At 38.8% G+C, this 21803-nt stretch carries 23 protein-coding genes; 19 read left to right on the top strand and 4 right to left on the bottom strand.

Going from position 1 to position 21803, the window contains the following annotated elements; all coding sequences use genetic code 11:
* Positions 1–54 precede the first annotated feature (54 nt).
* Entirely contained in the window at positions 55–921 is an 867-nt protein-coding gene (locus BN1875_RS05285) for a GRP family sugar transporter (protein ID WP_048603810.1), read from the top strand.
* Positions 922–952: 31 nt separating this feature from the next.
* Positions 953–2326, top strand: coding sequence for an amino acid permease (locus tag BN1875_RS05290; protein ID WP_048603811.1), 1374 nt, complete (start codon positions 953–955; stop codon positions 2324–2326).
* Between the two features lie 50 nt (positions 2327–2376).
* Here the strand turns inward: BN1875_RS05290 and BN1875_RS05295 are convergent, their stop codons facing one another.
* Positions 2377–3573 (bottom strand): toxic anion resistance protein, encoded by a 1197-nt coding sequence (locus tag BN1875_RS05295; protein WP_048603812.1) that lies wholly within the window; start codon positions 3571–3573, stop codon positions 2377–2379.
* Between the two features lie 87 nt (positions 3574–3660).
* Positions 3661–4317, bottom strand: a complete 657-nt coding sequence (locus tag BN1875_RS05300; RefSeq protein WP_048603813.1) for a 5-bromo-4-chloroindolyl phosphate hydrolysis family protein — start codon at positions 4315–4317, stop codon at positions 3661–3663.
* Between the two features lie 210 nt (positions 4318–4527).
* On the opposite strand from BN1875_RS05300, the gene BN1875_RS05305 reads away from it, so the two are divergent.
* The 5 genes from BN1875_RS05305 (at position 4528) to BN1875_RS05325 (ending at position 7090) form a co-directional block, all read left to right on the top strand.
* On the top strand, positions 4528–5091 hold the full coding sequence (locus BN1875_RS05305) for an NUDIX hydrolase (protein ID WP_048603814.1): 564 nt from the start codon (positions 4528–4530) through the stop codon (positions 5089–5091).
* 4 nt (positions 5092–5095) lie between these two features.
* A complete protein-coding gene (gene macP, locus BN1875_RS05310; RefSeq protein WP_048603815.1) occupies positions 5096–5389 on the top strand; it encodes a cell wall synthase accessory phosphoprotein MacP in 294 nt (97 codons plus the stop codon).
* Positions 5390–5420: 31 nt separating this feature from the next.
* Positions 5421–6116 carry a 5'-methylthioadenosine/adenosylhomocysteine nucleosidase gene (locus tag BN1875_RS05315; RefSeq protein WP_048603816.1) on the top strand — a complete coding sequence of 232 codons (696 nt, stop codon included), beginning with the start codon at positions 5421–5423 and terminating at the stop codon, positions 6114–6116.
* A 66-nt stretch (positions 6117–6182) separates the two neighbouring features.
* Positions 6183–6725, top strand: coding sequence for a cysteine hydrolase family protein (locus BN1875_RS05320; protein WP_048603817.1), 543 nt, complete (start codon positions 6183–6185; stop codon positions 6723–6725).
* Between the two features lie 65 nt (positions 6726–6790).
* On the top strand, positions 6791–7090 hold the full coding sequence (locus tag BN1875_RS05325) for a hypothetical protein (RefSeq protein ID WP_048603818.1): 300 nt from the start codon (positions 6791–6793) through the stop codon (positions 7088–7090).
* Positions 7091–7150: 60 nt separating this feature from the next.
* Here BN1875_RS05325 and BN1875_RS05330 read toward each other — a convergent pair whose 3' ends face one another.
* Together BN1875_RS05330 and BN1875_RS05335 are read right to left on the bottom strand one after the other, a co-directional pair.
* Positions 7151–9055 (bottom strand): M13 family metallopeptidase, encoded by a 1905-nt coding sequence (locus BN1875_RS05330; RefSeq protein ID WP_048603819.1) that lies wholly within the window; start codon positions 9053–9055, stop codon positions 7151–7153.
* Between the two features lie 136 nt (positions 9056–9191).
* Positions 9192–9728, bottom strand: coding sequence for a DUF1697 domain-containing protein (locus BN1875_RS05335; protein ID WP_048603820.1), 537 nt, complete (start codon positions 9726–9728; stop codon positions 9192–9194).
* Between the two features lie 205 nt (positions 9729–9933).
* Between BN1875_RS05335 and BN1875_RS05340 the strand changes: the two genes are divergently transcribed.
* The 12 genes from BN1875_RS05340 to BN1875_RS05395 all read left to right on the top strand — a co-directional run bounded on the left by BN1875_RS05340 (position 9934) and on the right by BN1875_RS05395 (position 21796).
* Complete coding sequence (locus BN1875_RS05340; protein ID WP_048603821.1) at positions 9934–10476, top strand: hypothetical protein; 543 nt, start codon at positions 9934–9936, stop codon at positions 10474–10476.
* Between the two features lie 108 nt (positions 10477–10584).
* Positions 10585–11556: a ribose-phosphate diphosphokinase gene (locus BN1875_RS05345; protein WP_048603822.1), complete on the top strand. Its 972-nt coding sequence runs from the start codon at positions 10585–10587 to the stop codon at positions 11554–11556.
* A 173-nt stretch (positions 11557–11729) separates the two neighbouring features.
* Positions 11730–14504 carry a sigma-54-dependent transcriptional regulator gene (locus BN1875_RS05350; RefSeq protein ID WP_048603823.1) on the top strand — a complete coding sequence of 925 codons (2775 nt, stop codon included), beginning with the start codon at positions 11730–11732 and terminating at the stop codon, positions 14502–14504.
* A 73-nt stretch (positions 14505–14577) separates the two neighbouring features.
* The gene (locus BN1875_RS05355; RefSeq protein ID WP_048603824.1) at positions 14578–14997 is read left to right on the top strand and encodes a PTS sugar transporter subunit IIA; all 420 of its coding nucleotides are present in this window, start codon (positions 14578–14580) and stop codon (positions 14995–14997) included.
* A gap of 13 nt (positions 14998–15010) precedes the next feature.
* Positions 15011–15481, top strand: a complete 471-nt coding sequence (locus BN1875_RS05360; protein ID WP_048603825.1) for a PTS sugar transporter subunit IIB — start codon at positions 15011–15013, stop codon at positions 15479–15481.
* Between the two features lie 4 nt (positions 15482–15485).
* Positions 15486–16331, top strand: a complete 846-nt coding sequence (locus BN1875_RS05365) for a sugar phosphate isomerase/epimerase family protein (protein WP_048603826.1) — start codon at positions 15486–15488, stop codon at positions 16329–16331.
* Positions 16324–17103, top strand: a complete 780-nt coding sequence (locus tag BN1875_RS05370) for a PTS mannose/fructose/sorbose/N-acetylgalactosamine transporter subunit IIC (protein ID WP_048603827.1) — start codon at positions 16324–16326, stop codon at positions 17101–17103. The genes BN1875_RS05365 and BN1875_RS05370 overlap by 8 nt, the downstream gene beginning before the upstream one ends.
* On the top strand, positions 17087–17917 hold the full coding sequence (locus BN1875_RS05375; RefSeq protein WP_048603828.1) for a PTS system mannose/fructose/sorbose family transporter subunit IID: 831 nt from the start codon (positions 17087–17089) through the stop codon (positions 17915–17917). Before BN1875_RS05370 ends, BN1875_RS05375 begins: the two co-directional genes overlap by 17 nt.
* A gap of 16 nt (positions 17918–17933) precedes the next feature.
* Positions 17934–18938 (top strand): SIS domain-containing protein, encoded by a 1005-nt coding sequence (locus BN1875_RS05380; protein ID WP_048603829.1) that lies wholly within the window; start codon positions 17934–17936, stop codon positions 18936–18938.
* 329 nt (positions 18939–19267) lie between these two features.
* A complete protein-coding gene (locus BN1875_RS05385; RefSeq protein WP_048603830.1) occupies positions 19268–20410 on the top strand; it encodes a cysteine desulfurase family protein in 1143 nt (380 codons plus the stop codon).
* A gap of 83 nt (positions 20411–20493) precedes the next feature.
* Positions 20494–20835, top strand: a complete 342-nt coding sequence (locus BN1875_RS05390; RefSeq protein ID WP_048603831.1) for a DUF1831 domain-containing protein — start codon at positions 20494–20496, stop codon at positions 20833–20835.
* 112 nt (positions 20836–20947) lie between these two features.
* A complete protein-coding gene (locus BN1875_RS05395) occupies positions 20948–21796 on the top strand; it encodes an aldo/keto reductase (protein WP_048603832.1) in 849 nt (282 codons plus the stop codon).
* Positions 21797–21803: the final 7 nt, after the last annotated feature.

Here is a 21803-nt window from a genome sequence, read left to right on the forward strand (position 1 = left end):
GCAAACGTTTTCGCTGATACACTAGCGGGGTATCTTTTAAAAAAGGAGAATATTATGGAACTAATTATCGCTTTGATCCCTATGTTTGCATGGGGAAGTATCGGTTTGGTCAGTGGAAAAATGGGGGGCAATGCTAACCAGCAAACGTTGGGAATGACCATTGGTGCCTTTGTTTTTGCGTTAGTCATTTTTGCAATCAATCAACCGACAGTATCACTTTGGATCTTTTTTATTGGTATTTTATCCGGTCTATTCTGGTGTGTCGGACAAAACGGACAGTTTCATGCGATGCAGTATATGGGTGTTTCGGTAGGACTACCATTGTCCACCGGTATGCAATTGATGCTGAACACAATCGCTGGAGCGGTATTCTTTAGAGAATGGACACAAACTCGGGATTATATTCTTGGAGTGATCGCGCTGGCTTTCTTAGTGATTGGGGCGTACCTGACTTCCCGTCGTGACCCCAATAGTCAAATCCAAAGCAGTAATAAGATGCTGGATTTTGGGAAAGGATTTCGTGTTTTAGTTATTTCAACAATTGGTTTCGGATTGTACACGATTTTGATTACTTGGGCGAAGATTGATCCAATTGCGATCATTTTACCGCAAAGTATCGGAATGTTATTGGGGGCTGTGTTATTCACGCTTCGTAAAATCCAATACGATAAATTTGTTTGGCGTAATACGACTTCTGGCTTGCTGTGGGGAATCGGAAACGTATGCATGCTGATGACGGTCCAAGTTGTTGGATTGGCTGTCGGCTTCTCCTTATCTCAAATGGGAATTATTATCTCTACTTTAGGTGGGATTTTCTTGCTGGGAGAACGAAAGACCAAAAAAGAAATGATTTATGTAGTTTTAGGTTGCCTTTTTGTTATTTTTGGTGGTATTCTTTTAGGATACATGAAGGCGTCTTAAAAAAGTTCGCCTTACTTAATTGGAGGGTGCTATGGATCTTTTCAGAAAAAAGGAAATCAAAATCGAACAGCAGAGCCACATGAAACGGAACCTTAAAATCAAGGATTTGATCATGTTGGGAATCGGTGCGATCATCGGTACCGGAATTTTTGTCGTAACAGGTGTTGCTTCGTCAGATATGGCTGGCCCCGCATTGACGCTTTCGTTTGTGTTAGCAGCAATCGTTGTTGGCTTATCTGGTCTGAGTTTTGCTGAATTTGCTTCACGAGTCCCGGTCTTAGGTGGACCCTATGCGTATATTTACGTGGTATTTGGGGAGTTCGCAGCGTGGATGACCGGCTGGTTTTTAATGTGTGAATTTTTGCTGGCAGTTTCCTCGGTAGCATCCGGTTGGTCCGGCTATGTGCAGGGCTTTCTCGCCAGCTTTGGAGTCGAATTGCCCCAAGCCTTGACTGCAGGCTACAACGCTGAAAATGGCACTTATATCGATTTAATTGCGGCACTGGTTATTGTTTTTGTGACTTTTTGGGTCAGTCAAGAAGCGAAAAAAGCTCTGCGTTTAAATAATCTGATGGTTTATGTCAAATTTGGTATTATTGCGTTATTCGTCGGGTTTGGTGTGTTCTTTGTTCAGCCGGAAAATTGGCAGCCCTTTATGCCATTTGGTTTTTCCGGGGTATTTGACGGTGCAGCCTTAGTATTTTTTGCCTTTTTGGGTTTTGATGCGGTGGCGATGGCGGCTGAAGAAGTAAAAGACCCGCAAAAAGATGTACCAAAAGGTATTATCGGTTCGATTGCGATTGCCACATTGTTATACATCGTTGTAACGCTGATTTTGACAGGGATCGTTCCTTATACTGAATTGGGAATCAAAGACCCGGTTGCATTTGCGATGCGCTATGTGGATCATGGCTTTGTTGGTTCGGTGATTTCAGTGGGAGCCATCTTGACCTTGTTGACAGTGACGATTTCTATGATGTATTCACTGGCACGATTGCTTTATGCCATCAGTAAAGATGGCTTGCTGCCAAAATTCATGCAAAAAATTGATCCAAAACATCGGACGCCTAAAAATGCGACGATGGCTGCTGGAGTGGTCGCATTATTTTTTGCTGCGGCATTTCCTTTGCAAATTTTAGCTGAATTGACGAACATCGTTGCCTTGGCCTATTTGATTATGGTTTCGTTGGGAATTTTAAAATTGCGGAAAATGATGGGACAGCCCAAACCGGGGGAATTCAAAATGCCGCTGGTTCCGCTGTTGCCAATCTTGTCGATTCTGACGTGTCTTTTTCTGATGTCTCGATTGAATAGCACGACTTGGTTGATCTTCGGTATTACCACTGTGATCGGCCTGCTGATTTATTTCTTGTATGGTTATAAAAATAGTTCGTTGAATAAATAAAAAAAGGATCGGTTTCTCTATTGAAAGAGAAACCGATCCTTTTTTTGCGGTTAATTGTGGTTTGAAGTCATGTCGAGTAATTTTTGTTTTAAATCTTCTTCCATATTGCCAAGCTCAATTTCAGCTGCCCGGCGTTTTTCTTTTCCTTCTTTTTGGATACGCAGGGTTTCTTGGATGGTTTCTACAAGGTCATTTTGCGTTTTTTGTAAGGTTTCAATGTCGACCAATCCCCGTTCGTTTTCTTTGGCCGTTTCAATGGCAGAAACCTTCAACATTTCAGAATTTTTCTTCAATAAGTCATTTGTCGTTTCTGAAACTTGTCGTTGAGCCGTCACGGCATCTTTTTGACGAAGCAAGGTCAAGGCGATGACTACTTGGTTTTTCCACAAAGGAATGGCTGTATTGATGGATGCCTGAATTTTTTCTGCTAAAGCCTGATTGGTATTTTGGATTAGACGGATTTGCGGTGCTTGCTGGATTGTTACTTGACGAGCCAGCCGCAAATCATGGGTCCGTTTATCTAAACGATCAAGAAACTGCGTATAATCGTTGGCGATTTGCGCATCCATTTGATCTCCGGATTCTCGGGCCTTTTGCATCGCTTCAGGAATAATTTTGGTTTGCAGTTCTTCCAGTTTCAATTCACCGGCGGCAATATAAATATTCAAAGCGTCGAAATAATCTTTGTTTTTATGGTAAAGCTGTTCCAACATCAGATTATCCTTTAAGAGGCCGTCTTTTTCTTTTTCTAATTTTACGGCGATTTTATCAATTTGGGCACCGATTTTTTGGTATTTTGCTGTGATTTCATAAATGGATTGCTTGACCTTGCCAAACACCCGTTGGAAAATATTGCCTTCTCCTGCGCGCAATTCGTCCGGATTGGCTTCTTGTAGTCGATACATCAACTCAGTCAATGAATCCCCCACAGGACCAATATCAGAGGCCTGAACGTGGTTTAGCATAGACTGTGAAAAGGAGCTGAGCTTTTCTTGGGCAACAGCGCCGTAAGTAATCACAGCCTGTTGATCTGTTGCATCAATCTTTGTGGCTAATTCCTGTGCCTGTGCTTGTCGTTCTGGCGGCAATTTATCAATCAGACGATTGGCTTTTTGCTGCTCTTTTAAGGCGTTGATTTCAGTTTGTTGGGTTTCTGTCAAGGTGCCGATTGGAGTGGAAAAGGGATTGTTCAGTAAATCATCTAGGGTTGTATCGACATCTTTTGTCTGTGGTAATTGTTCAGTCATTACTTCTCCTCCTAAGAGTGTTAGAATTTTTTTAGTTTTTTATTTTTCATTCGAAAAAAATCTAGCAAACCGCTAGATTTTTTGCTTTTAACTATTATCTCGTTTTAGGCTTTGTTTGGCAATCGAAAGCTCGACATCGATGTCATCTAAGTCATCAGCGACAAACTGTTGGTAGTCTTGACTAATCAAGGCTGCCATCTGATCGATAATCTGGGAACTTTCCTCGATTTTGTCGTAGGTTTCTTTGCTTTTGATTTCATGGCCGTTAATCTCGATAAATTTATTGGTAAGATCCACCATGTTTGGCAAATGCGTGTAAAGGAAGTGACTGGCTGAATGCAGTTTTTGTGGTTCCTTTACTAATTCTTTGAAAAGCGCCTTTGCCGCCCGCAATGTGTCATGCCGCAGATCGATTGCCTTTAACTTGGCATTGTTGTTGAGGTTGACTTGCAACTGTTCGATCTGCTGTTTGGATTGATTCATTGTTTCCCGGAAAAAAGCGATCTCGCTTTCGCTCATGCCATTTTTAAGGTAATGAGCTTCCTTTTCTTTAGAAAGCACAGGCAATTCTTCTTTTTTCACCACTTTATGTTTTCCTCTTAAACCGAAAAGAATCAATAAAATTCCGGCGATGATCAAAATACCTGGGAAAAAGCCGATCCCGCCATCTGTGGCACGAAAGATAAAACGAATACCGATCACGATACCGATTACAGCGAATACACTAAGTATTCTTTTTCTCATTCTCTAACCCTCCTAAACAATAGTTGAGTAGTTTCTCTCTTATCAACTTTACATTCTCATTTTAGCATGTAAGCTGAAAGAAAAAAATCAGACTAGGGATTGATTTTTTCAATTTAGGAAAATCATAACCTTTATGGTAAAATGTAACGCAATGAACGGAAAAATTAGGTATACTACAAGCAAGCGAAACAATAGAAAGTAGGGAAAAGAATGCTTTCCTTTGAAGATTTTGAAGAAAAAACGATCAAGCGAACAGAAATTTTTAACGGCAAAATTATCGATGTTGCGGTGGACGAGGTGCAACTTCCCAATGGCGAGACAGCAAAGCGGGAATTGGTTTTTCATCCCGGCGGCGTAGGAATCATTGCCATCATTGACGAGAAAATGCTTTTTGTCAAACAATTCCGTAAACCGCTGGAACGGGTGATTCTGGAAATTCCGGCTGGGAAAATTGATCCGGGAGAAGGCGCTCATCCTGAAGAGACTGGAAGACGGGAATTGGAAGAAGAGACCGGCTATCGTGCGGAAAAAATGGTACCTGTGGCGGCGATGTATGTATCACCGGGATTTGCCGATGAGCTGCTGCATCTTTATCACGCACAAGGTTTAACAAAGATTGCGAATCCTTTACCGCAAGATGAAGATGAAGTGCTGGAATTATACTTTTTGACTTTGGATGAAGCCAAGCAGGCGATTGCCGAGGAACAAATTTGTGATGCCAAAACACTTTTTGCTGTTCAATACTGGGAACTTGAACAATTAAGGGGGAAATAAAACGATGCCAAAAGAGCCCTTGATTACCCGCACGGAATTACGCAAACGACGGGAACTGGAAACAGAGGAAACACCTCAGCCACAAAAAACCAGCAAACAGGCGGCAAAAGAGTACAAAAAAGAAGAGAAGGAAATCTCAAATTTTTATCGCAAGGAAAACAAAAAAAATAAACCAGTTACCAAAACACGAACGGGGGAAAAACAAAAATCCCGTGAATGGAACAATTTTTTGATGAAAGCTATCATCATTGTTTTTTTACTATTGGTAGTTGTCATGTTGCTGGTCTTTTTATTTTAGGAAAATCGAGAAGACGGAGGAGAAGGACAGAATGAAAATCGGGATTATCGGAGCAATGGAAGAGGAAATCAAGGGACTACGGGAAAAATTGGAGGCACCAATCTTTTGGGAACGGGCGAATGCTTTGTTTATTTCAGGAACCTTAGGACCTCATGAAGTGATCGTTGTTCGCTCCGGCATCGGCAAGGTGGCTGCATCAATCACCACCAGCCTGCTGATTCAGCAGTACGGAGTAAATATGGTAATCAACACAGGCTCTGCCGGCGGAATCGGTCAAGGATTAGCCGTAGGAGATTTAGTTGTTTCTGAAAAATTGGCTTACTTTGATGTCGATGTCACTGGATTTGGGTATGAGCTTGGGCAACTGCCAGGCGGAATGCCTCTGTATTTTGAAGCCAGCCGCTATTTGATTGCTGAAATGACTAAAGTTGCAGAGGCAAGACAGCAGCGGGTAAAAAAAGGACTGATTGTGACAGGAGACAGTTTTGTGGATCATCCAGAGAAAATCAAGCAGATTTTATCGATCTTTCCAGATGCATTGGCGTGTGAAATGGAAGGGGCTGCGATCGCTCAAACGGCACAGCAATTTAATATTCCCTTTTTAGTGTTGCGGGCAATCAGCGATACCGCCGATCACGAAGCCACTCAAAGTTTTGATGAATTTATTGAAGAAGCCGGCAAACGTTCTGCCGAATTAGTGATTGACTTTGTAAAGCAGTTGAAATAATTTAACAAAAAAATGTAACCAGTGGGGCAAGAAACAAGACGAAAAAATTTTTTAGGAGGAATTGCAATGAAGGCGTTACTTTCGATTGATTATACCTATGATTTTGTTGCGACAGATGGAAAATTGACCACCGGAGCTGCTGGGCAGGCAATCGAAGCCACCCTCGTTGCTCGAACCCAAGAATTTATCCGCCAGCAGGCGTTTGTTGTTTTTGCCATCGATGCCCATGATCCTACAGACAAGTATCATCCTGAAAACCATTTGTTTCCGCCACACAATGTGATTGGCACAAGTGGACGGCAACTTTATGGGAAATTGGCTGAGGTTTATGAAGAAAACAAGGAACAGGTTTATTGGATCGATAAACGGCATTATTCTGCTTTCAGCGGGACGGATTTAGATATTCGCTTGCGGGAACGGGGCATTACCGATCTTTATTTAACCGGTGTTTGTACAGATATTTGTGTGCTGCATACTGCCGTGGACGCCTATAACTTAGGTTATCAACTGCATATTTTTAAAGAGGCGGTTGCCAGCTTTGATCCAGTCGGTCATGAGTGGGCTTTGCGGCATTTTGCGCAAACTCTTGGCGCTGAGATCATTGATTAGTCTAAGCATTATTTTCGAGAAAATCGTTTTTCTCCCGTATACTTAAAAGAAAAGGGGGAATCAAAATGAGTATTCTTGATCGCTTAAAAGATGGCTTTGATATGTCCGATATCACCGGGATTATTTCTGACTTGCAAAAGGAAAACATTGATTTAGGAAATTTACTGAACAATAATTTTTTGAAAAAGTACACAGATTTTAGTCAATTGGATGATTTATTAGGAAAACTTGGCATTCAACATGCGAGTCAACTACCTGCTTTTTTGCAAAACCCTAAGAAAAAGGAAGAAGCGGATCAAGTGGTCAACGACCATTCGCAATTTTCTTCATTGGCAGAGATGATCAAAAAGGCGATGAAACAATAATAAAAAAGTGCTGCAGGAAATGTTGGAATTTCCTGCAGCACTTTTTTGTAAAGCAATGGTTTACCAGATGTGGACCCGTTTTTCTGGAGACAGATACATGGCATCCTCTTCTGTAATATTGAAGGTAGTGTAAAAGTCATCCAAATTTTTCACTTGAACGTTGGCCCGTAATTTGGCTGGTGCATGGACATCAATGGACAACAACAATTGTTGGTATTGTTCCCGTGCTTTGGTCCGCCAAATTTTTGCCCAATTGGTAAAGAAATCTTCCAAAGAAACATCCGCTTCTTTTTTTGCAGCTTCTAATGCACAGCTTAGACCGCCCGCATCTGCAATATTTTCTGAAACGGTCAAGGTTCCATTGACTTTACCCCCAGCAAAAGAGATGCCGTCAAATTCAGCAATCATGGCTTTGGATAGATCTTCAAAGTGGGTCAAATCTTCTTTTGTCCACCAATTATTCAAATTTCCGAATTCGTCAAATTTTGCGCCATTATTATCAAAGGCGTGGGAAATTTCATGGGCGATTACCGCACCGATTCCACCATAGTTGGCACTGGAGGATTGCTCCAAGCTATAAAATGGTGCTTGCAGGATTGCTGCTGGAAAGACGATAATATTTTTGAAGGGATGGTAATACGCATTGACTGTTGCAGCGCTCATTTCCCATTCTTTGCGATCTACTGGTTTATGGAAACGGCTGAAATTGTCTTCTCTGACCAAACGGCTGAAAAAGCGCGCATTTTCCACTAACGTACCGCCGTCTTCTGCCGGTTTTGTGATAAAGGCATCGTAAAGTTCAGGAATTCGTTCCGGATAGCCAACTTGGATTCCCAATGTCCCCAGTTTAACCACCGCTTTTTCCCGTGTATTTTCACTTAGCCAAGTATTGTTTTTCAACCGATTTTGATAGATTGCAATCATGGCTTCTACCATGTGTTCCACATCTTGCTTCGCCTTTTCTCCAAAATATTTTTTGCCGTAATAGTCACCTACTACTTGGCTAAAGCGATTGGTAGCTAAATAATACGCCGCTTTTTGTTGAGGGGCCGCTTCATCGATTCCTGAAAGATAGCGGCTGTAAGTACTGCCAAGCTGACGTAAGTCTTCGCTTAAAATGCTGGTATAAGAAAGGCTGACTTGAACCAAAAGCCAATTTTTCATCAAAGCAAAGGTTTCGGGATTAACGATTTGTTGAAATGCAGCAAAGTATTCTGGTTCGGTGACAATGATTTCTCCAGGTGTGTCGTGAACGAGGTCATTGACTAATTTTTTTAAATCAAGTTCTTTCGAATAGGCAGCAAATTCGGCAATACTTTTTGGATTATAATTTTTGCTGTAATCGGCATTTTCTTCCGAGCTGCGGACATGGGGAACAATTGAACGGTCAAAGGCCAAAGCATCAGCAACGATTGCAGCTGCTTCTTCGTTGGTTTTGCCAAATTTTTCTAGAATACTGACGGTCATTTCAGAAAAGACTTTTAATAATTCAGGTCCTTGGGGATGATTTTCTTCATAATAGGTTTTGTCAGGTAAGAACGTGGATGCTGGATATGCGTAAACCACGTTGGTTTGTGTATCTTTCATATCTTGGTCAACGTCCAAAGCAAAAGGCAACGGCATTCCTTCCAGTACCCATTCTGGAAATTGCTGATTTAATTCCTCAAGTGAATTTAATGCAGCAACTTTTGCCAATAACGGTTTGACTGGTTCAACGCCTAATTTGTTACGGGTCTCATAATCGTTGGCAAGTTTATAAAATTCAATCGCATCTTTCATACGTCCGGCAGGGATTTCTTTGGTTCCTACAGCCATTTCGGCAAATTCTGCCATCAATAATTGTTCGATGTCTTGGACCAGATCCTGAAAACCGCCGGTAGCTGGTTTATCGGCAGGAATTTCAGCCGTTTTGACCCATTCGCCATTTACATGATCATAAAAATCTGTTTTAACTAAATCTGTCATTCTGGTTACTCCTTCGTAGCGCATAAATTTTTTTGAGTCGATCTACTGGATTACTGCAAATCGGTTCCGTGTTTTCTCTATTATCGTACACCTTTAGTAATTTAACAAAGGAAATGAATGCTTTTTTGAGAATTTTCTAAAAATTATCAAATGCAGCGACAATTTTTCTGATGGTCGTCAGATTTCGAGAAGTCAGCAAAGGTTTGTATTTTGCTTTTCCCAAAACTTTCCCACCAAAATTTTTGGTGGTTTCCCCTTTTTTGACGACCCAAAGTAGGTCATGCCCACTTGTTTTTTTGAGACATTCATAGGCATCGTGAGGAAAGGTTTCAAATTCAGCCACTAATTCAGGATATAGCTCGGCGTTAGTGAAGAGAACCATTTGATTGTGGGTTGCAGGGACGTCGGTGACAATGTCATGAAGCAATTCTCGGACTTCACTTTCTGTGCGAATCAATCCAGAAATCGGCGTTTGAAAATGAGCGCTCAAACAGTCAATGACTTGTTGCAGTGCGGCATCTGCCGGTAAGGTCGTTTGGATCAAAAGGTTCCCGGTGGCTAAAATTGTTTGTATTTTTTCAAAAGCTAGGGGCTGTAAGACGGTTTTCAGCTCGCTCATTTTAATGGTCAAGCCCCCCGTATTGATTCCCCGCAGAAAAATGGCGTAGTTCATTGGATAAATCTCCTTTAGTGATGTTTCTTGTAGTATAACAAAAATCAAAAAAATTTTTATCAAATGAGTCCGAATAGCAGATTTTGCGGTTTTTCGTTATAATGAGGAAGATGTTAACGCTGTTTTTTCAAAAGTAGAATGGCCAATCGTTTATGAAATTTTCTATTTGAAAAGGATACGATCAAATGAGAAACGAGGGAAAACAATGACAACAAATGAATGGATAGGAATACCCGAAGAACGTTTTTCTCGGTATCGTCGTTGGATGACGCCTAGTGGTTATCTTTGTGGTACTTATGCAGCCGCGGTTTTTTTAGCTTATTATCAAGATTATGTTGATGAAAAGATTATTCCAGCAAATCTTCGGAATAAAAATGCTCAAACTTCGAAATCGTTGATCGATATTTTGCACTTACTGATTCAGCCTCATGGATTGCCAACTTTGCCGATCCAAGTCGGGTATGGATTGTCTCGCTATTTTGATTTTTACAAACTGCCTTATCGGGCACGAACAACCATGCTGGGAGGTTGGCACCGGGCAACGAAACGAATCGATCAAGGCCGTCCGGTCATTTTGGGCTTGATGAGAGGGTTAGGCAGCAGTTACGGCAATCATTGGGTGGTTGCCTATGCTTATTTGGAAACGGAAGATGGTCAGCGTTTTTTCAAAGTCCATGATAATTGGGGAGACCATCGCAAAGTCATTCCTGCTGCTTGGATCAATGGAACAATTTCGCTCCCGTTATAAAAATTTCATGAAAAGTATGGTAGAATAAGCAGAAGTGAAACGAGATTTGTCGAAGCAAACACAATCAGTGGTTTCTCACTGAGGACAAAAAACTTTTTGGAGGCAAAAATGGTTGAGAAATATCAAGACGATTCATTGAAAATTTTTAGTTTGAATGGCAATCGTCCCCTTGCAGAAAAAATCGCAAAAGTGTTCGGAACAACTTTAGGTCGCTGCTCTATCAAACAATTCAGTGATGGCGAAATTTCCATCAGTATCGAAGAAAGTGTGCGGGGCGCCCATGTGTATTTGATTCAAGCAACGAACAAGCCTGTGAATGATTATTACATGGAATTGTTAATTATGATTGATGCAATGAAGCGTGCCAGCGCCAAAACCATCAATGTGGTGTTGCCTTATTATGCTTACGCCAGACAAGACCGGACCGCTAAACCCCATGAACCGATTACGGCTAAACTGATTGCCAATATGATTGTGGAAGCCGGTGCTACCCGCGTGCTGACATTGGATCTGCATACCGTGCAAGTACAAGGATTTTTTGATATTCCGGTAGATAATTTGTTTACCATGCCGCTTTTTGCCCATTATTATCGCAAACGGGGTATGACGGGGGATGATTACGTGGTGGTTTCGCCAAAAAATTCTGGTGTGCAACGTGCCCGTAGTTTGGCAGAATATCTGGACACGACGATCGCAATTGTTGATCAGGAAGAAACCGAAGAAAGCGAAGGCTATGTTATCGGGGATGTTCAAGGGAAAAATTGTATCATGGTAGACGATATTTTGAATACCGGTGAAACAATGGCAAAAGCCGCAGAATTATTAAAGGCAGCCGGCGGAAAAGAAGTCTATGCCTGTGCTTCTCACGCATTGCTTTCAGAAACCGCAAAAGCAACACTTGACCAAGCACCAATCGCAGACATCTGCGTCACCGATTCCTGTTGGACGGCGGACGAACGCCATCCGGAGAAATTGACGTATGTTACCTGCGCACAATTGATGGGAGAAGCAGTCAAACGCATCCATGAAAACACCCCAATGAGTCCATTGTTCAAATTGGAGAAAAAGGATTATCAGTGAGATTAGATTTTGTTTCTTACTTTTTGACTTTTGAATAGTTTAAATGAAGATAGATAAACGGAACAGGTTTATTTATCTTTTTTAATACATAGAATTTTTTAATGAAATCATAAATTTAATAGAATTCTAAAAAAAATCAGCTATTATAGTGATAATGAGTAGGAGGTATTCAGTTGTTGAGAGAAGACTTATTGAGATATATAAAAAATCAAACTTTCTTTTTTGATACTAGTAATGTAAGCGATATTTTTACTGCGAAAAATATTGCTGAAAAATTTAATGTAAAGAGAAATACAGTAAGTCATCATTTAAATCAGCTTGTAGAAGAGGGAGTATTAGTAAAAGTAAATACTCGTCCCGTTTATTTTTTTTCTAAGAGTATTTTTGAGAATCAGAATTACCCATTGGAAAAAAGTATTTATCAAAATTTAAATGAAATAGCTGAAGAAAAGCCGTTTTTTGATAAAAAAAAGGATTTTTTTTCGAGTGTTATCGGAAGTCACGGAAGTTTATCTTATACAATTGAACAGCTGAAAATGGCTGCTCTGTATCCTAATGGTGGATTGCCAGTATTCCTTTCTGGGGCTAGTGGTACAGGTAAATCTTTTTTGATAACACTATTTCATCAATACTGTATAGCAAATGATGTCTTAGAAGCTGAGGCACCTCTTGTTACTGTTAATTGTGCTCAGTATGCAGATAATCCGGAACTTTTAACTAGCAGCCTTTTTGGTCATGTCAAAGGCGCTTTTACAGGTGCAACGGAAGATCAAAAAGGTGCATTTGAAGCTGCAGATGGAGGATTATTATTTCTTGATGAGGTCCATCGATTGAGTGCAGAAGGTCAAGAAAAGCTTTTTACCTATCTAGATAACGGGGTAATACATCGAGTTGGTGACAGTACCCAATCAATCAAAATTCATTGTCGTTTAGCATTTGCTACAACGGAAGATAGCACCAGTACATTTTTAACCACATTTTTAAGAAGAATTCCTGTTCAGATACCAATTCCAGCGCTTAATGAACGAACACAATCAGAAAGAAAGCAGTTGATTCTACAGTCTTTTTATCAGGAACAAAAAATAATTGGGAAAAAGATGTCGATTTCACCTAAGGTAATCAATATTTTAATGAATCGGAAGTATAAAGGAAATGTCGGAGAATTAAAAAATCTTATAAAAATTATTGTAGCCAAAAGTTTTGCAAATTCTCAAAGTAAAAAAGAAATAGCTATAACTATCCATATGATTCCAACATACCTGTTATCATCAACCAAAGAAATTTATGAATCGGGTATGTTAGCTCCAATTATAATTGATGGGAGTAAAGAATTTGAGACTCTACTTGAAGAAAACGAACCTGAATTGAAATGGATTGTACAAATTTATGAAAAAATTCTTTTAGAATATGTAAAAAATGATCGGCGTTTAGAGTTATCAGCTCCCAAACTTTCAAAAGAAATCGAACGTCTTTTTGATCATTTATTATTTGATGTTCAAAAAGATGGACAACATAATATGATGTTGTTTATTACTCAACATGTACGACAAATGTTGGAAACAATCGAGAATTCGTTTCAAATTAGTTTTAATGGAAGTATTGTATATGCAATCAGTCATTATCTTTTTCAAAGGCGAGATGTCGACTGGGTCCCAGAAGAACAAGAAAAAATTCTTCTGATTGAACAATTATTAGCAGATATCAGACACAGATTTCCTAATAGTTATCAATATGCTGAACAGATTTTAGTTTTGGTAAAAAATACGCTGGATATTGAATTATCAAGTATGGACCGGATTATTCTTTCAATTTATATTAACAATTCAGGGTATTCTAAAGAAAATGCCCATCCAAAAGCTATTATTGTAGCGCATGGTTATGCGACTGCTAGTAGCATTGCGAATGTAGCGAATCGTTTATTGAATGAGTTGATTTTTCAGTCTTTTGATATGCCTTTAGATGTAACTCCTAAAAAAATAGCAGAAAATATTACTCATTATATCGAAAAAAATGATATATCCAATGGTTTGATGATCTTATTTGACATGGGTTCACTGAAAGAAATTTATCAATACTTTCCTAAAGATATCAAAGCCCCAATTGCCATCATGAATAATGTAACGACCGGATTAGCCATTGCAGTAGGTGAAGTAATACAGAAAAGAAATAATATCACGGAAATTCCAACACTTGTAGAAAAGGTTCATAAAAATAGATGGGAAATTATTCTTCCTGAATTAGACAAAGAAAAAGTTTTGATAACCACTTGTTCAACAGGAATTGGAACAGCTGTGCAAATAAGTAATCTTTTAGAAAAAAGTATGCCAAGCAATTTAGAGATTAAAATTATTCCTTGTGAATATAAACAATTAACTAATCCAACTGAATTCGAAAAAATGTTTGAACCATATGACATCATTGGAATAATTGGTACAGACAATCCAAGACATAAAGGGGTTCCTTTTATTTCATTGGAAAGATTAATTTCTGGAAAAGGGACAGAAATACTGCTAACTTGGGTTAAAAATGATTTGAACAAAGAAGATTCTACTTATTTTAATAATCAAATGATTCGAAACTTTTCTTTGGATCAAGTTATCCAATCTGTGACGATTTTGGATACTGAAAAGGTAATCGCACAAATCGAATTATTTATGAAGCGATTAGAAGAGCTATGGAATATTCAAATCAGGAACGATCGAAAACTTGCACTTTATGTACATGTAAGTTGTATGATTGAACGTCTTATTCGAAATGTTCCCATTGATTCATACACTGGTCGTGACACTCGCCATAAGTGTCATGAAAAAGAGCTATCGGAGATAAAGGATGCATTTAGTGTCGTGGAAAAGGTTTACAGTGTCCGATTACCGGATTATGAATTGTTTTATATTTATGATGTTCTTTTTGGAAAGACTGAATTAACGGAAGTAAATAGTGAGTTCTAATAATTGTTGAAAGCGTGCCACTAAGTTTGGCACGCTTTTTGCGTTTATTAGGGTGTAAGTGAGGTGAACAGTATTGGAGAGAAAAGTAGTTTTAGCTTCTCATGGGAAATTTGCATCAGGAATTTTAAGCTCATTAGAATTAATTTGTGGAAAAAATAAAAATATTAGTGCTTTGGATTGTTACTTGGAGGAAACTTTTGATTTAACTCGGGCAGTTGCTGAATTAATAGCTGAAAATCAGAAAAATGAAATTATCATAGTTACAGATATTTTTGGTGGTAGTGTGAATAACGAGTTTTTACGTTATATTGAGAATCCTAATTTTTATTTGATTGCTGGATTAAACTTACCATTTTTAGTTGAGTTAGTTACTCAACTTGAATCGACTGGTACGATTACAACAGTTATTCAACAAGCGTTAGATAGCGCAAAGAAATCTATTCAATTTTGTAATGAAAGTATTCAAAAAGAAATAAAAGAAGAAGATTTTTAGGGAGGAAAAATAGATGATTTTATTGACACGAGTAGATCACCGTTTGTTACACGGACAAGTTGCCTTTTCATGGACACAAAATTTAGGTGCCGATTGTATTTTAATTGCAAATGATGATGTACCCACGAATGATCTTCGAAAAACAACGATAAAGTTAGCAAAGCCACAGGGAGTAAAATTGGTTATTAAAAATATTGAAGATTCAATTGCTGCCCTAGAAAGTGGTGTAACAGATAAATATAAATTATTTATTGTCGTTGAATCAGTGGAGGATGCGTATCGTATAGCAAAAAATTGTCCAGATATAACAGAAATCAACTTGGGAGGAACGAAAGTAAGAGAAGATACTAAAAATATTTCAAAGGCAATCAATGTTACTTCGAAAGAATTAAACTTATTAGATGAATTAGTTTCTCTTGGGAAAAAAGTAGAAATCAGACAAGTTCCTAGCGATAAATTGCTACTCTATAAAGATGTGAGGTGAGAGTATGATTGATAAATCAAAATTCTCTGGAATGAATTACTATTATCGTAATTATCCGATTGAATATTTCTTTCAGTCGTTAAAAGAAAATGAAATTGAAAATTTTGAATTATGGACTTGTACTCATCATTTTGAAATTGATAATTTACATTACCAAAATGTAAAAGATTTTAAAAAGAAGTTTGTAAGTAATGAATTAAATATTATCTGTTTGACTCCTGAACAAAGTAATCCCAAACCCTATAGTTTAGCGGCAAAAACTCCCAAATTGATAAATAAAGCCAGAAATTATTTTAAAAATGCCATTGATGCAGCTAATGAACTGGAAAGTCCAATAGTATCTATGAATTCTGGTTGGGATTTCTATTCAGAGAATCCTTCTGAGGCATGGAAGCGGTCGACTGATTTAATGCGAGAATTGGTGGAGTATGCAGAGCTAAGAGGAGTAAAAATGACACTAGAAGCGCTGCAACCTGAGGAATCTCACCTAGTGAATACAATTAATGAATTAGTTGCGTATTTAAAAGTTGTAGACCATCCAAACCTATTTATTAATTTGGATTTAGGAGCTATGGCACGTTCTCATGAAACAATTAATCAATATTTTGAAACCTTCAAAGAAAGAATCATCCATTGCCATTTTGTTGATGGAAATCCAACTGGCCATTTAGCTTGGGGGGATGGAACGAGGAATATGGAAAGCGATTTGCGAGAGTTTGAAAAAAATTCATATCAAGGTTATTTCACCTTTGAATTTGCAAATTCAACCTATTTTTTGAATCCTAAAGCTGTAGATAAAAATGTGATGAATGCAATAAAAAAAATAAATAGGAGGAATGAAAATGAGTAATTTAACAACAGCATTATTAATTGGCTTAGTTGGATTTCTTGGACCAATGGATTTTGCGATAGGGTCTAATTTGCTAAATAGACCGATTATCATGGGACCATTAGTAGGACTGATTTTAGGTGATTTTACTCAAGGGATAATTATTGGTGCTTCCTTAGAACTTATTTTTATGGGAGCTGTATCTGTAGGTGCATATCTTCCACCGGATGTCATTGTTGGTGGAGTTCTTGGAACAGCATTTGCAATAAGCCTTGGAAAGGGAATCGGTGCTGCTGTAACTATTGCCATGCCAATTGCTATGCTGTCTCTTGCTATAGGAAACTTGTTAAGTATCGTATTTCCGATGATCGCACATGTGGGGGATAGGTATGCAGAGGAAGGGAAAGCAGGGGGAATTACTGGTGCACTGTGGTCAGTAGGTTTAATAGAATGTTTCCGTCGAGGAGTACTTTGTTTTGTGGGTTATTACTTAGGAAGTACAAGAATCGAGCAAGTTTTGGATATGATTCCACAACCAATTATTGACGGTCTTGAAGTTTCTGCAAATTTACTTCCGGCGATTGGGTTTGCAATACTATTACAAATGATTTTGAATAAATCAATTTTGCCGTATTTCTTTTTAGGATTTTTATTGTCTTCGTATTTGAAAGTACCAGTACTTGGAGTGGCACTTTTTGGGTTAATTCTTGTATTTATTATGTACAATAACAAAGCAAATACACAGCAACCTATAGCAACAGACGGGGAGGTATTGGATGATGACGACTTCTAACAATGAGAAGAAAGTAACTAAAAAAGATTTGATCAACATTATGTGGAGATCGTTACCGATGGAATTTGGCTGGACTTATGAAAGACAAATGCACTTGGCTTTTGCTCATATGATGGCACCATTAATGAAAAAGCTGTACGGAGATAACAAGGACGAATATGTTAAAGGGCTACAAAGACATATGGAATTTTTTAATTGTACGCCGCAAGTTGTACCATTTATTGGTGGTGTTGTTGCATCTATGGAGGAAACAAAAGCAACGACAGAAAATTTTGACGAATCGTCCATTAATTCTATCAAAACCGCTCTGATGGGACCATTGTCAGGTATTGGAGATTCAATATTCATCGGAACTATTCGAGTCATCGCCACAGGATTAGCTGCTTCACTTGCAAAAAGCGGCAATGTACTCGGTCCAATTCTATTTTTACTGATTTATAATATTCCAGGTTATGTTCTAAGATATTACGGTGCGATTTTTGGTTACAAATTAGGTATCGGGTATCTAGATAAGATTGAAAAGTCTGGAATGATGGATACATTTAAAAATGCTGCCTCAATTTTAGGAGTTATGGTTATTGGCGCCATGACAAGTAGTATGGTTTATATCAATATGGATATAAAAATAGGTACTGGAGAATCGACCGAGACAATGCAAAGTATTCTAGATGGTGTAATGCCAGGAATGCTGAGTTTAGCTGCTTTATTCATTTTCTATTATTTAAATAAAAAGAATGTAAATGTTTTGTGGCAAATTATCGGTGCAACATTTATCGGAATCGTATTAACTTATTTTGGCGTATTAGGTGTATAAAAAGGAGAGATAAAAGATGCTAAAATTTAATGAAGAAAAACAAATCAAGGATATCCAAGGTGCTTTAGAATTACGTTCAAATGTCGAAAAAATTGTTGACGAGGTATATAAAAAGGGTTTTGATAATATTTATTATTTAGGTATTGGCGGAACCTATGCTTCTGCGATGCAGGCAGTAACGTATATTAATGGAAAAAGTAACTTACCTGTTTATGTACAACATGCAGCTGAATATTATACTACTGGGAATCAACGCTTGACGAATAAATCATTAGTTATTTTATCTTCAGTTACCGGGACAACCCAAGAAGTTGTTAAAGCAGCAAAGGAAATTGAAAAAGTTGGTGCTACACTACTAGGCTTTGTTGATGCAGAAGGTAGCCAACTTGCTGAAATATGTGATTATGTCATCACCTATCCAGCACCAGGCACAGAGCAAATTAAGTTTTTTATGGTTGCAGATCGATTGATGAAGAATAATAATGAATTTGAAGACTATGAAGAATATTATGAAGAATTAGATAATCATTTGGCTGTTGGTTTAGTTGAAGCAGAAAAGCAGGCAGATAAGTTTGGACAAGAATTTGCTGAAAAACATCGCCATGATTCTATGCATTATTTTATTGGAGCAGGGAATCAATGGGGAGCTGTGTACTCATATGCGATGTGCTATTGGGAAGAACAAAGTTGGCTTCGTTCAAAATCAATTCATGCAGCTGAATTTCTCCATGGAACATTAGAAATCGTTGATGAAACGACGCCGGTTACAGTATTTTTAGGTGAAGATGAACAACGTCCTTTATCTGAACGAGTAGCTAATTTACTTCCACGGATTTGTGGGGATTATACCCTAATCGATTCCAAGGATTATCCTGTAGAAGGAATCAGTGAGAAATATAGAGGAAGAGTGTTATCATTTTTACTAATGCATTGTGTTACTCAACGAATTGATGCACATGTGGAAAAATTGAATTGTCATCCGCTTGATATTCGCCGTTATTATCGTCAATTTGATTATTAAAGATGTTTAAAGCTCGATAAATTAAATCATTGTTAATTAAGGAATCTAAGAAAGCTGCATAAGTTTTCTTAGATTCCTTGTCTTTTTTTACAAAATAATCAACCAAAAGATAAAGTTTCACAACGAGTTTCCCTGAGTCTATCTAAATTCTACGATTTAGGTCATAACTGTTTATACCGATCGACAGATACTGGCGAGCCGTGGTGAGTTATGCAGCAAACAGCTCAAGTTGAAAAAAAGGAAGAATCGTTTGAAAAGTTGGTTGATCTTTGGTTTCCCGTCCATTCTGTGCTAGAATGTGCCTAGTAAAAAAAGAAAAGGTGAAGGCAATGGAACACATTTATTTAGATCATGCGGCGACGACACCGATGCATCCGGAAGTCGTTACGGAAATGAGCCGGCTGATGCAGGATGTCTTTGGCAACCCTTCAAGTATTCACAATTATGGTCGGCAAGCCCACGAACAATTGGAAAATTTTCGGCAGATTATTGCGAATAGTTTGACCGTTAAACCCCATGAAATTATTTTTAACAGTGGTGGAACAGAAGGGGATAACACAGCAATCATTAGCACGGCCTATGCACGAAAAGAACAAGGTAGACATTTGATTACGACAGCCATTGAGCATCCAGCGGTGTTGGAAGCCATGCGCTTTTTGGAAACGCAGGGCTTTGAGGTCACCTATTTACCTGTCGATGAAAAAGGGCAGCTTCATGTATCAGAGTTGGAAAAAGCATTACGGGAAGATACGATTTTAGTTTCAGTCATGTACGCTAACAATGAGACGGGAAATTTGCTGCCAATCAAAGAAATTGGCGAGCTGTTAAAAGATCATCCAGCTATTTTCCATACAGATGCTGTGCAGGCGTATGGAAAAATTCCGCTGCATCCCTATGAAGATGGGGTTGATCTGCTAAGTATCTCCGCCCACAAAATCAACGGACCAAAAGGGGTCGGCTTTTTATTCAAGAAAGACGGTATCAATATTCCTTCTTATCTTCATGGAGGAGAGCAGGAAGAAAAACGTCGTGCAGGTACCGAGAATCTGGTGGGAATCGGCGGTATGGCAAAGGCCGTAGAAATTTTGACGCCTGAAAAACAAAAGGAAAACGCAGAAAAGTATCATGCTTTTGCGGCACTTCTTTTTCAAGCATTGGATGAAAAAAAGATTACCTATCAAATCAACGGAGACGAAGAACACAAATTGTCTCATGTATGGAACCTGACTTTTCCGGAAATTGCCAATGATTTATTATTGATGAAACTGGATTTGAAAGGGGCGGCGATTTCTACCGGTTCAGCATGTACCGCAGGAAATGTGGAGCCTTCCCATGTGTTAGAAGCAATGTATGGTACTGACTCGATGGCAATCCATCAATCGATTCGAATCAGTTTTGGCTTAGGCAACACCAAAGAAGCTGTTGCAGAATTTGCTGCGCTGTTGGCAAATACTGTTTCTGCATCCAAATAATTTTTCTTTTTTAGAGTTGGGCTGGCAAATCTGTTATAAAACTTTTATAATTAGAGGAAAGACTACTAATTTGAGGTGAAAAAATGGCATTCCAAGAAAAAGCGACAGTTTTAGGAGCAGATATTTCTTACCGAATCAATCCTTCTGCCAAGCGTTACACGTTGCGAGACAATGGTTTTACAGAAACGAACGGTGGCAATTTTCAATTGATCCGTCCGCTAGAAGCAACACCGCAAAGCAAGGAAGGCTTAAAGCTGAAAATCACGGTTTCCGAAGATATCAAAACTTTAAAGATGTCGGTAACGACTTCCAACGGATTGAAGGCCGTCAATATTTTTAAAGATGAGAGTCATAAAATGCTGCAGGAAAAATTTTATTTCCTGATGGACGGTTTTATCAGCCGGGGATTATTTGAAAAAGCATAAGACGAAGCAGTTCTGAGAAATTTCTTGGAGCTGTTTTTTTGCTTTCATTTTTAGGGAGGATTATTTGTTTGAATTTGTCCCCTACCGTATACTTAAACTGAGGTGATAAAAAATGAAGAGAATCCTATTGAACGGGACACCGCATTTACCGATTGGGCTAGGAACGTGGCACATGGGAGATCAAAAAAACAAACGAGCAGCAGAGATCGAAGCCCTGCAAACGGGTCTGGCACAAGGCGCAACGATTATTGATACGGCAGAAATGTATGGAGAAGGCAATTCAGAACGCTTAGTGGGAGAAGCCATTCAGCCCTTCAATCGAAAAGAGTTGTATCTGATTTCAAAGATTTATCCTTGGAATGCCTCATTGCAAAAGCTGCCCAATCATCTGGAGGCAACCTTGCAACGTTTGAATACTGATTATCTGGATTTGTATTTGCTTCATTGGACAGGAGAAATTCCTTTGGCAGAAACGGTTGCGGCGATGGAACAAGCCCAAAAAGCCGGAAAGATTTTGCGCTGGGGTGTTTCTAATTTTGATGTGGCAGATATGGAGGAACTCTGGCAGATTCCTGAAGGGAAAAACTGCCTGACCAATGAAGTGCTGTACAATCTGGGCAGTCGTGGGATTGAATTTGATCTTTCGCCATGGATGCGAGAAAAAAAGCTGCCGTTGATTGCTTATTCCCCAATCGCTCAAGGAGACAGTTTGGGGAATGATTTCCAAAAAAATCCGGTTCTCCTAGAAATTGCACAGGCACATCAATGCTCTGTTTTCCAACTGTTACTTGCCTGGACCTTGCGAGACAACCAAACGATTGCTATTCCACAATCTTCCAATAAGGAACATGTATTGGATAATTTGCAGGCAGCAGAATTGGAGCTGACAGAAGCGGAATGGCAAAAAATAGATGCTACCTTTCCAAAACCTACGACAAAACAGCCTCTTGCTGTGTTATAGGAGGAAA

The sequence above is a fragment of the Enterococcus massiliensis genome, from assembly GCF_001050095.1.
GTDB classification, from domain to species: Bacteria; Bacillota; Bacilli; order Lactobacillales; family Enterococcaceae; genus Enterococcus_C; species Enterococcus_C songbeiensis.

Excerpts from the sequence above, each read along its gene's own strand:
- BN1875_RS05285 (WP_048603810.1), top strand. The coding sequence starts at position 55 with ATGGAACTAATTATCGCTTTGATCCCTATGTTTGCATGGGGAAGTATC.
- BN1875_RS05290 (WP_048603811.1), top strand. The coding sequence starts at position 953 with ATGGATCTTTTCAGAAAAAAGGAAATCAAAATCGAACAGCAGAGCCAC.
- BN1875_RS05295 (WP_048603812.1), bottom strand. The coding sequence starts at position 3,573 with ATGACTGAACAATTACCACAGACAAAAGATGTCGATACAACCCTAGAT.
- BN1875_RS05300 (WP_048603813.1), bottom strand. The coding sequence starts at position 4,317 with ATGAGAAAAAGAATACTTAGTGTATTCGCTGTAATCGGTATCGTGATC.
- BN1875_RS05305 (WP_048603814.1), top strand. The coding sequence starts at position 4,528 with ATGCTTTCCTTTGAAGATTTTGAAGAAAAAACGATCAAGCGAACAGAA.
- macP (WP_048603815.1), top strand. The coding sequence starts at position 5,096 with ATGCCAAAAGAGCCCTTGATTACCCGCACGGAATTACGCAAACGACGG.
- BN1875_RS05315 (WP_048603816.1), top strand. The coding sequence starts at position 5,421 with ATGAAAATCGGGATTATCGGAGCAATGGAAGAGGAAATCAAGGGACTA.
- BN1875_RS05320 (WP_048603817.1), top strand. The coding sequence starts at position 6,183 with ATGAAGGCGTTACTTTCGATTGATTATACCTATGATTTTGTTGCGACA.
- BN1875_RS05325 (WP_048603818.1), top strand. The coding sequence starts at position 6,791 with ATGAGTATTCTTGATCGCTTAAAAGATGGCTTTGATATGTCCGATATC.
- BN1875_RS05330 (WP_048603819.1), bottom strand. The coding sequence starts at position 9,055 with ATGACAGATTTAGTTAAAACAGATTTTTATGATCATGTAAATGGCGAA.
- BN1875_RS05335 (WP_048603820.1), bottom strand. The coding sequence starts at position 9,728 with ATGAACTACGCCATTTTTCTGCGGGGAATCAATACGGGGGGCTTGACC.
- BN1875_RS05340 (WP_048603821.1), top strand. The coding sequence starts at position 9,934 with ATGACAACAAATGAATGGATAGGAATACCCGAAGAACGTTTTTCTCGG.
- BN1875_RS05345 (WP_048603822.1), top strand. The coding sequence starts at position 10,585 with ATGGTTGAGAAATATCAAGACGATTCATTGAAAATTTTTAGTTTGAAT.
- BN1875_RS05360 (WP_048603825.1), top strand. The coding sequence starts at position 15,011 with ATGATTTTATTGACACGAGTAGATCACCGTTTGTTACACGGACAAGTT.
- BN1875_RS05365 (WP_048603826.1), top strand. The coding sequence starts at position 15,486 with ATGATTGATAAATCAAAATTCTCTGGAATGAATTACTATTATCGTAAT.
- BN1875_RS05370 (WP_048603827.1), top strand. The coding sequence starts at position 16,324 with ATGAGTAATTTAACAACAGCATTATTAATTGGCTTAGTTGGATTTCTT.
- BN1875_RS05375 (WP_048603828.1), top strand. The coding sequence starts at position 17,087 with ATGATGACGACTTCTAACAATGAGAAGAAAGTAACTAAAAAAGATTTG.
- BN1875_RS05380 (WP_048603829.1), top strand. The coding sequence starts at position 17,934 with ATGCTAAAATTTAATGAAGAAAAACAAATCAAGGATATCCAAGGTGCT.
- BN1875_RS05385 (WP_048603830.1), top strand. The coding sequence starts at position 19,268 with ATGGAACACATTTATTTAGATCATGCGGCGACGACACCGATGCATCCG.
- BN1875_RS05390 (WP_048603831.1), top strand. The coding sequence starts at position 20,494 with ATGGCATTCCAAGAAAAAGCGACAGTTTTAGGAGCAGATATTTCTTAC.
- BN1875_RS05395 (WP_048603832.1), top strand. The coding sequence starts at position 20,948 with ATGAAGAGAATCCTATTGAACGGGACACCGCATTTACCGATTGGGCTA.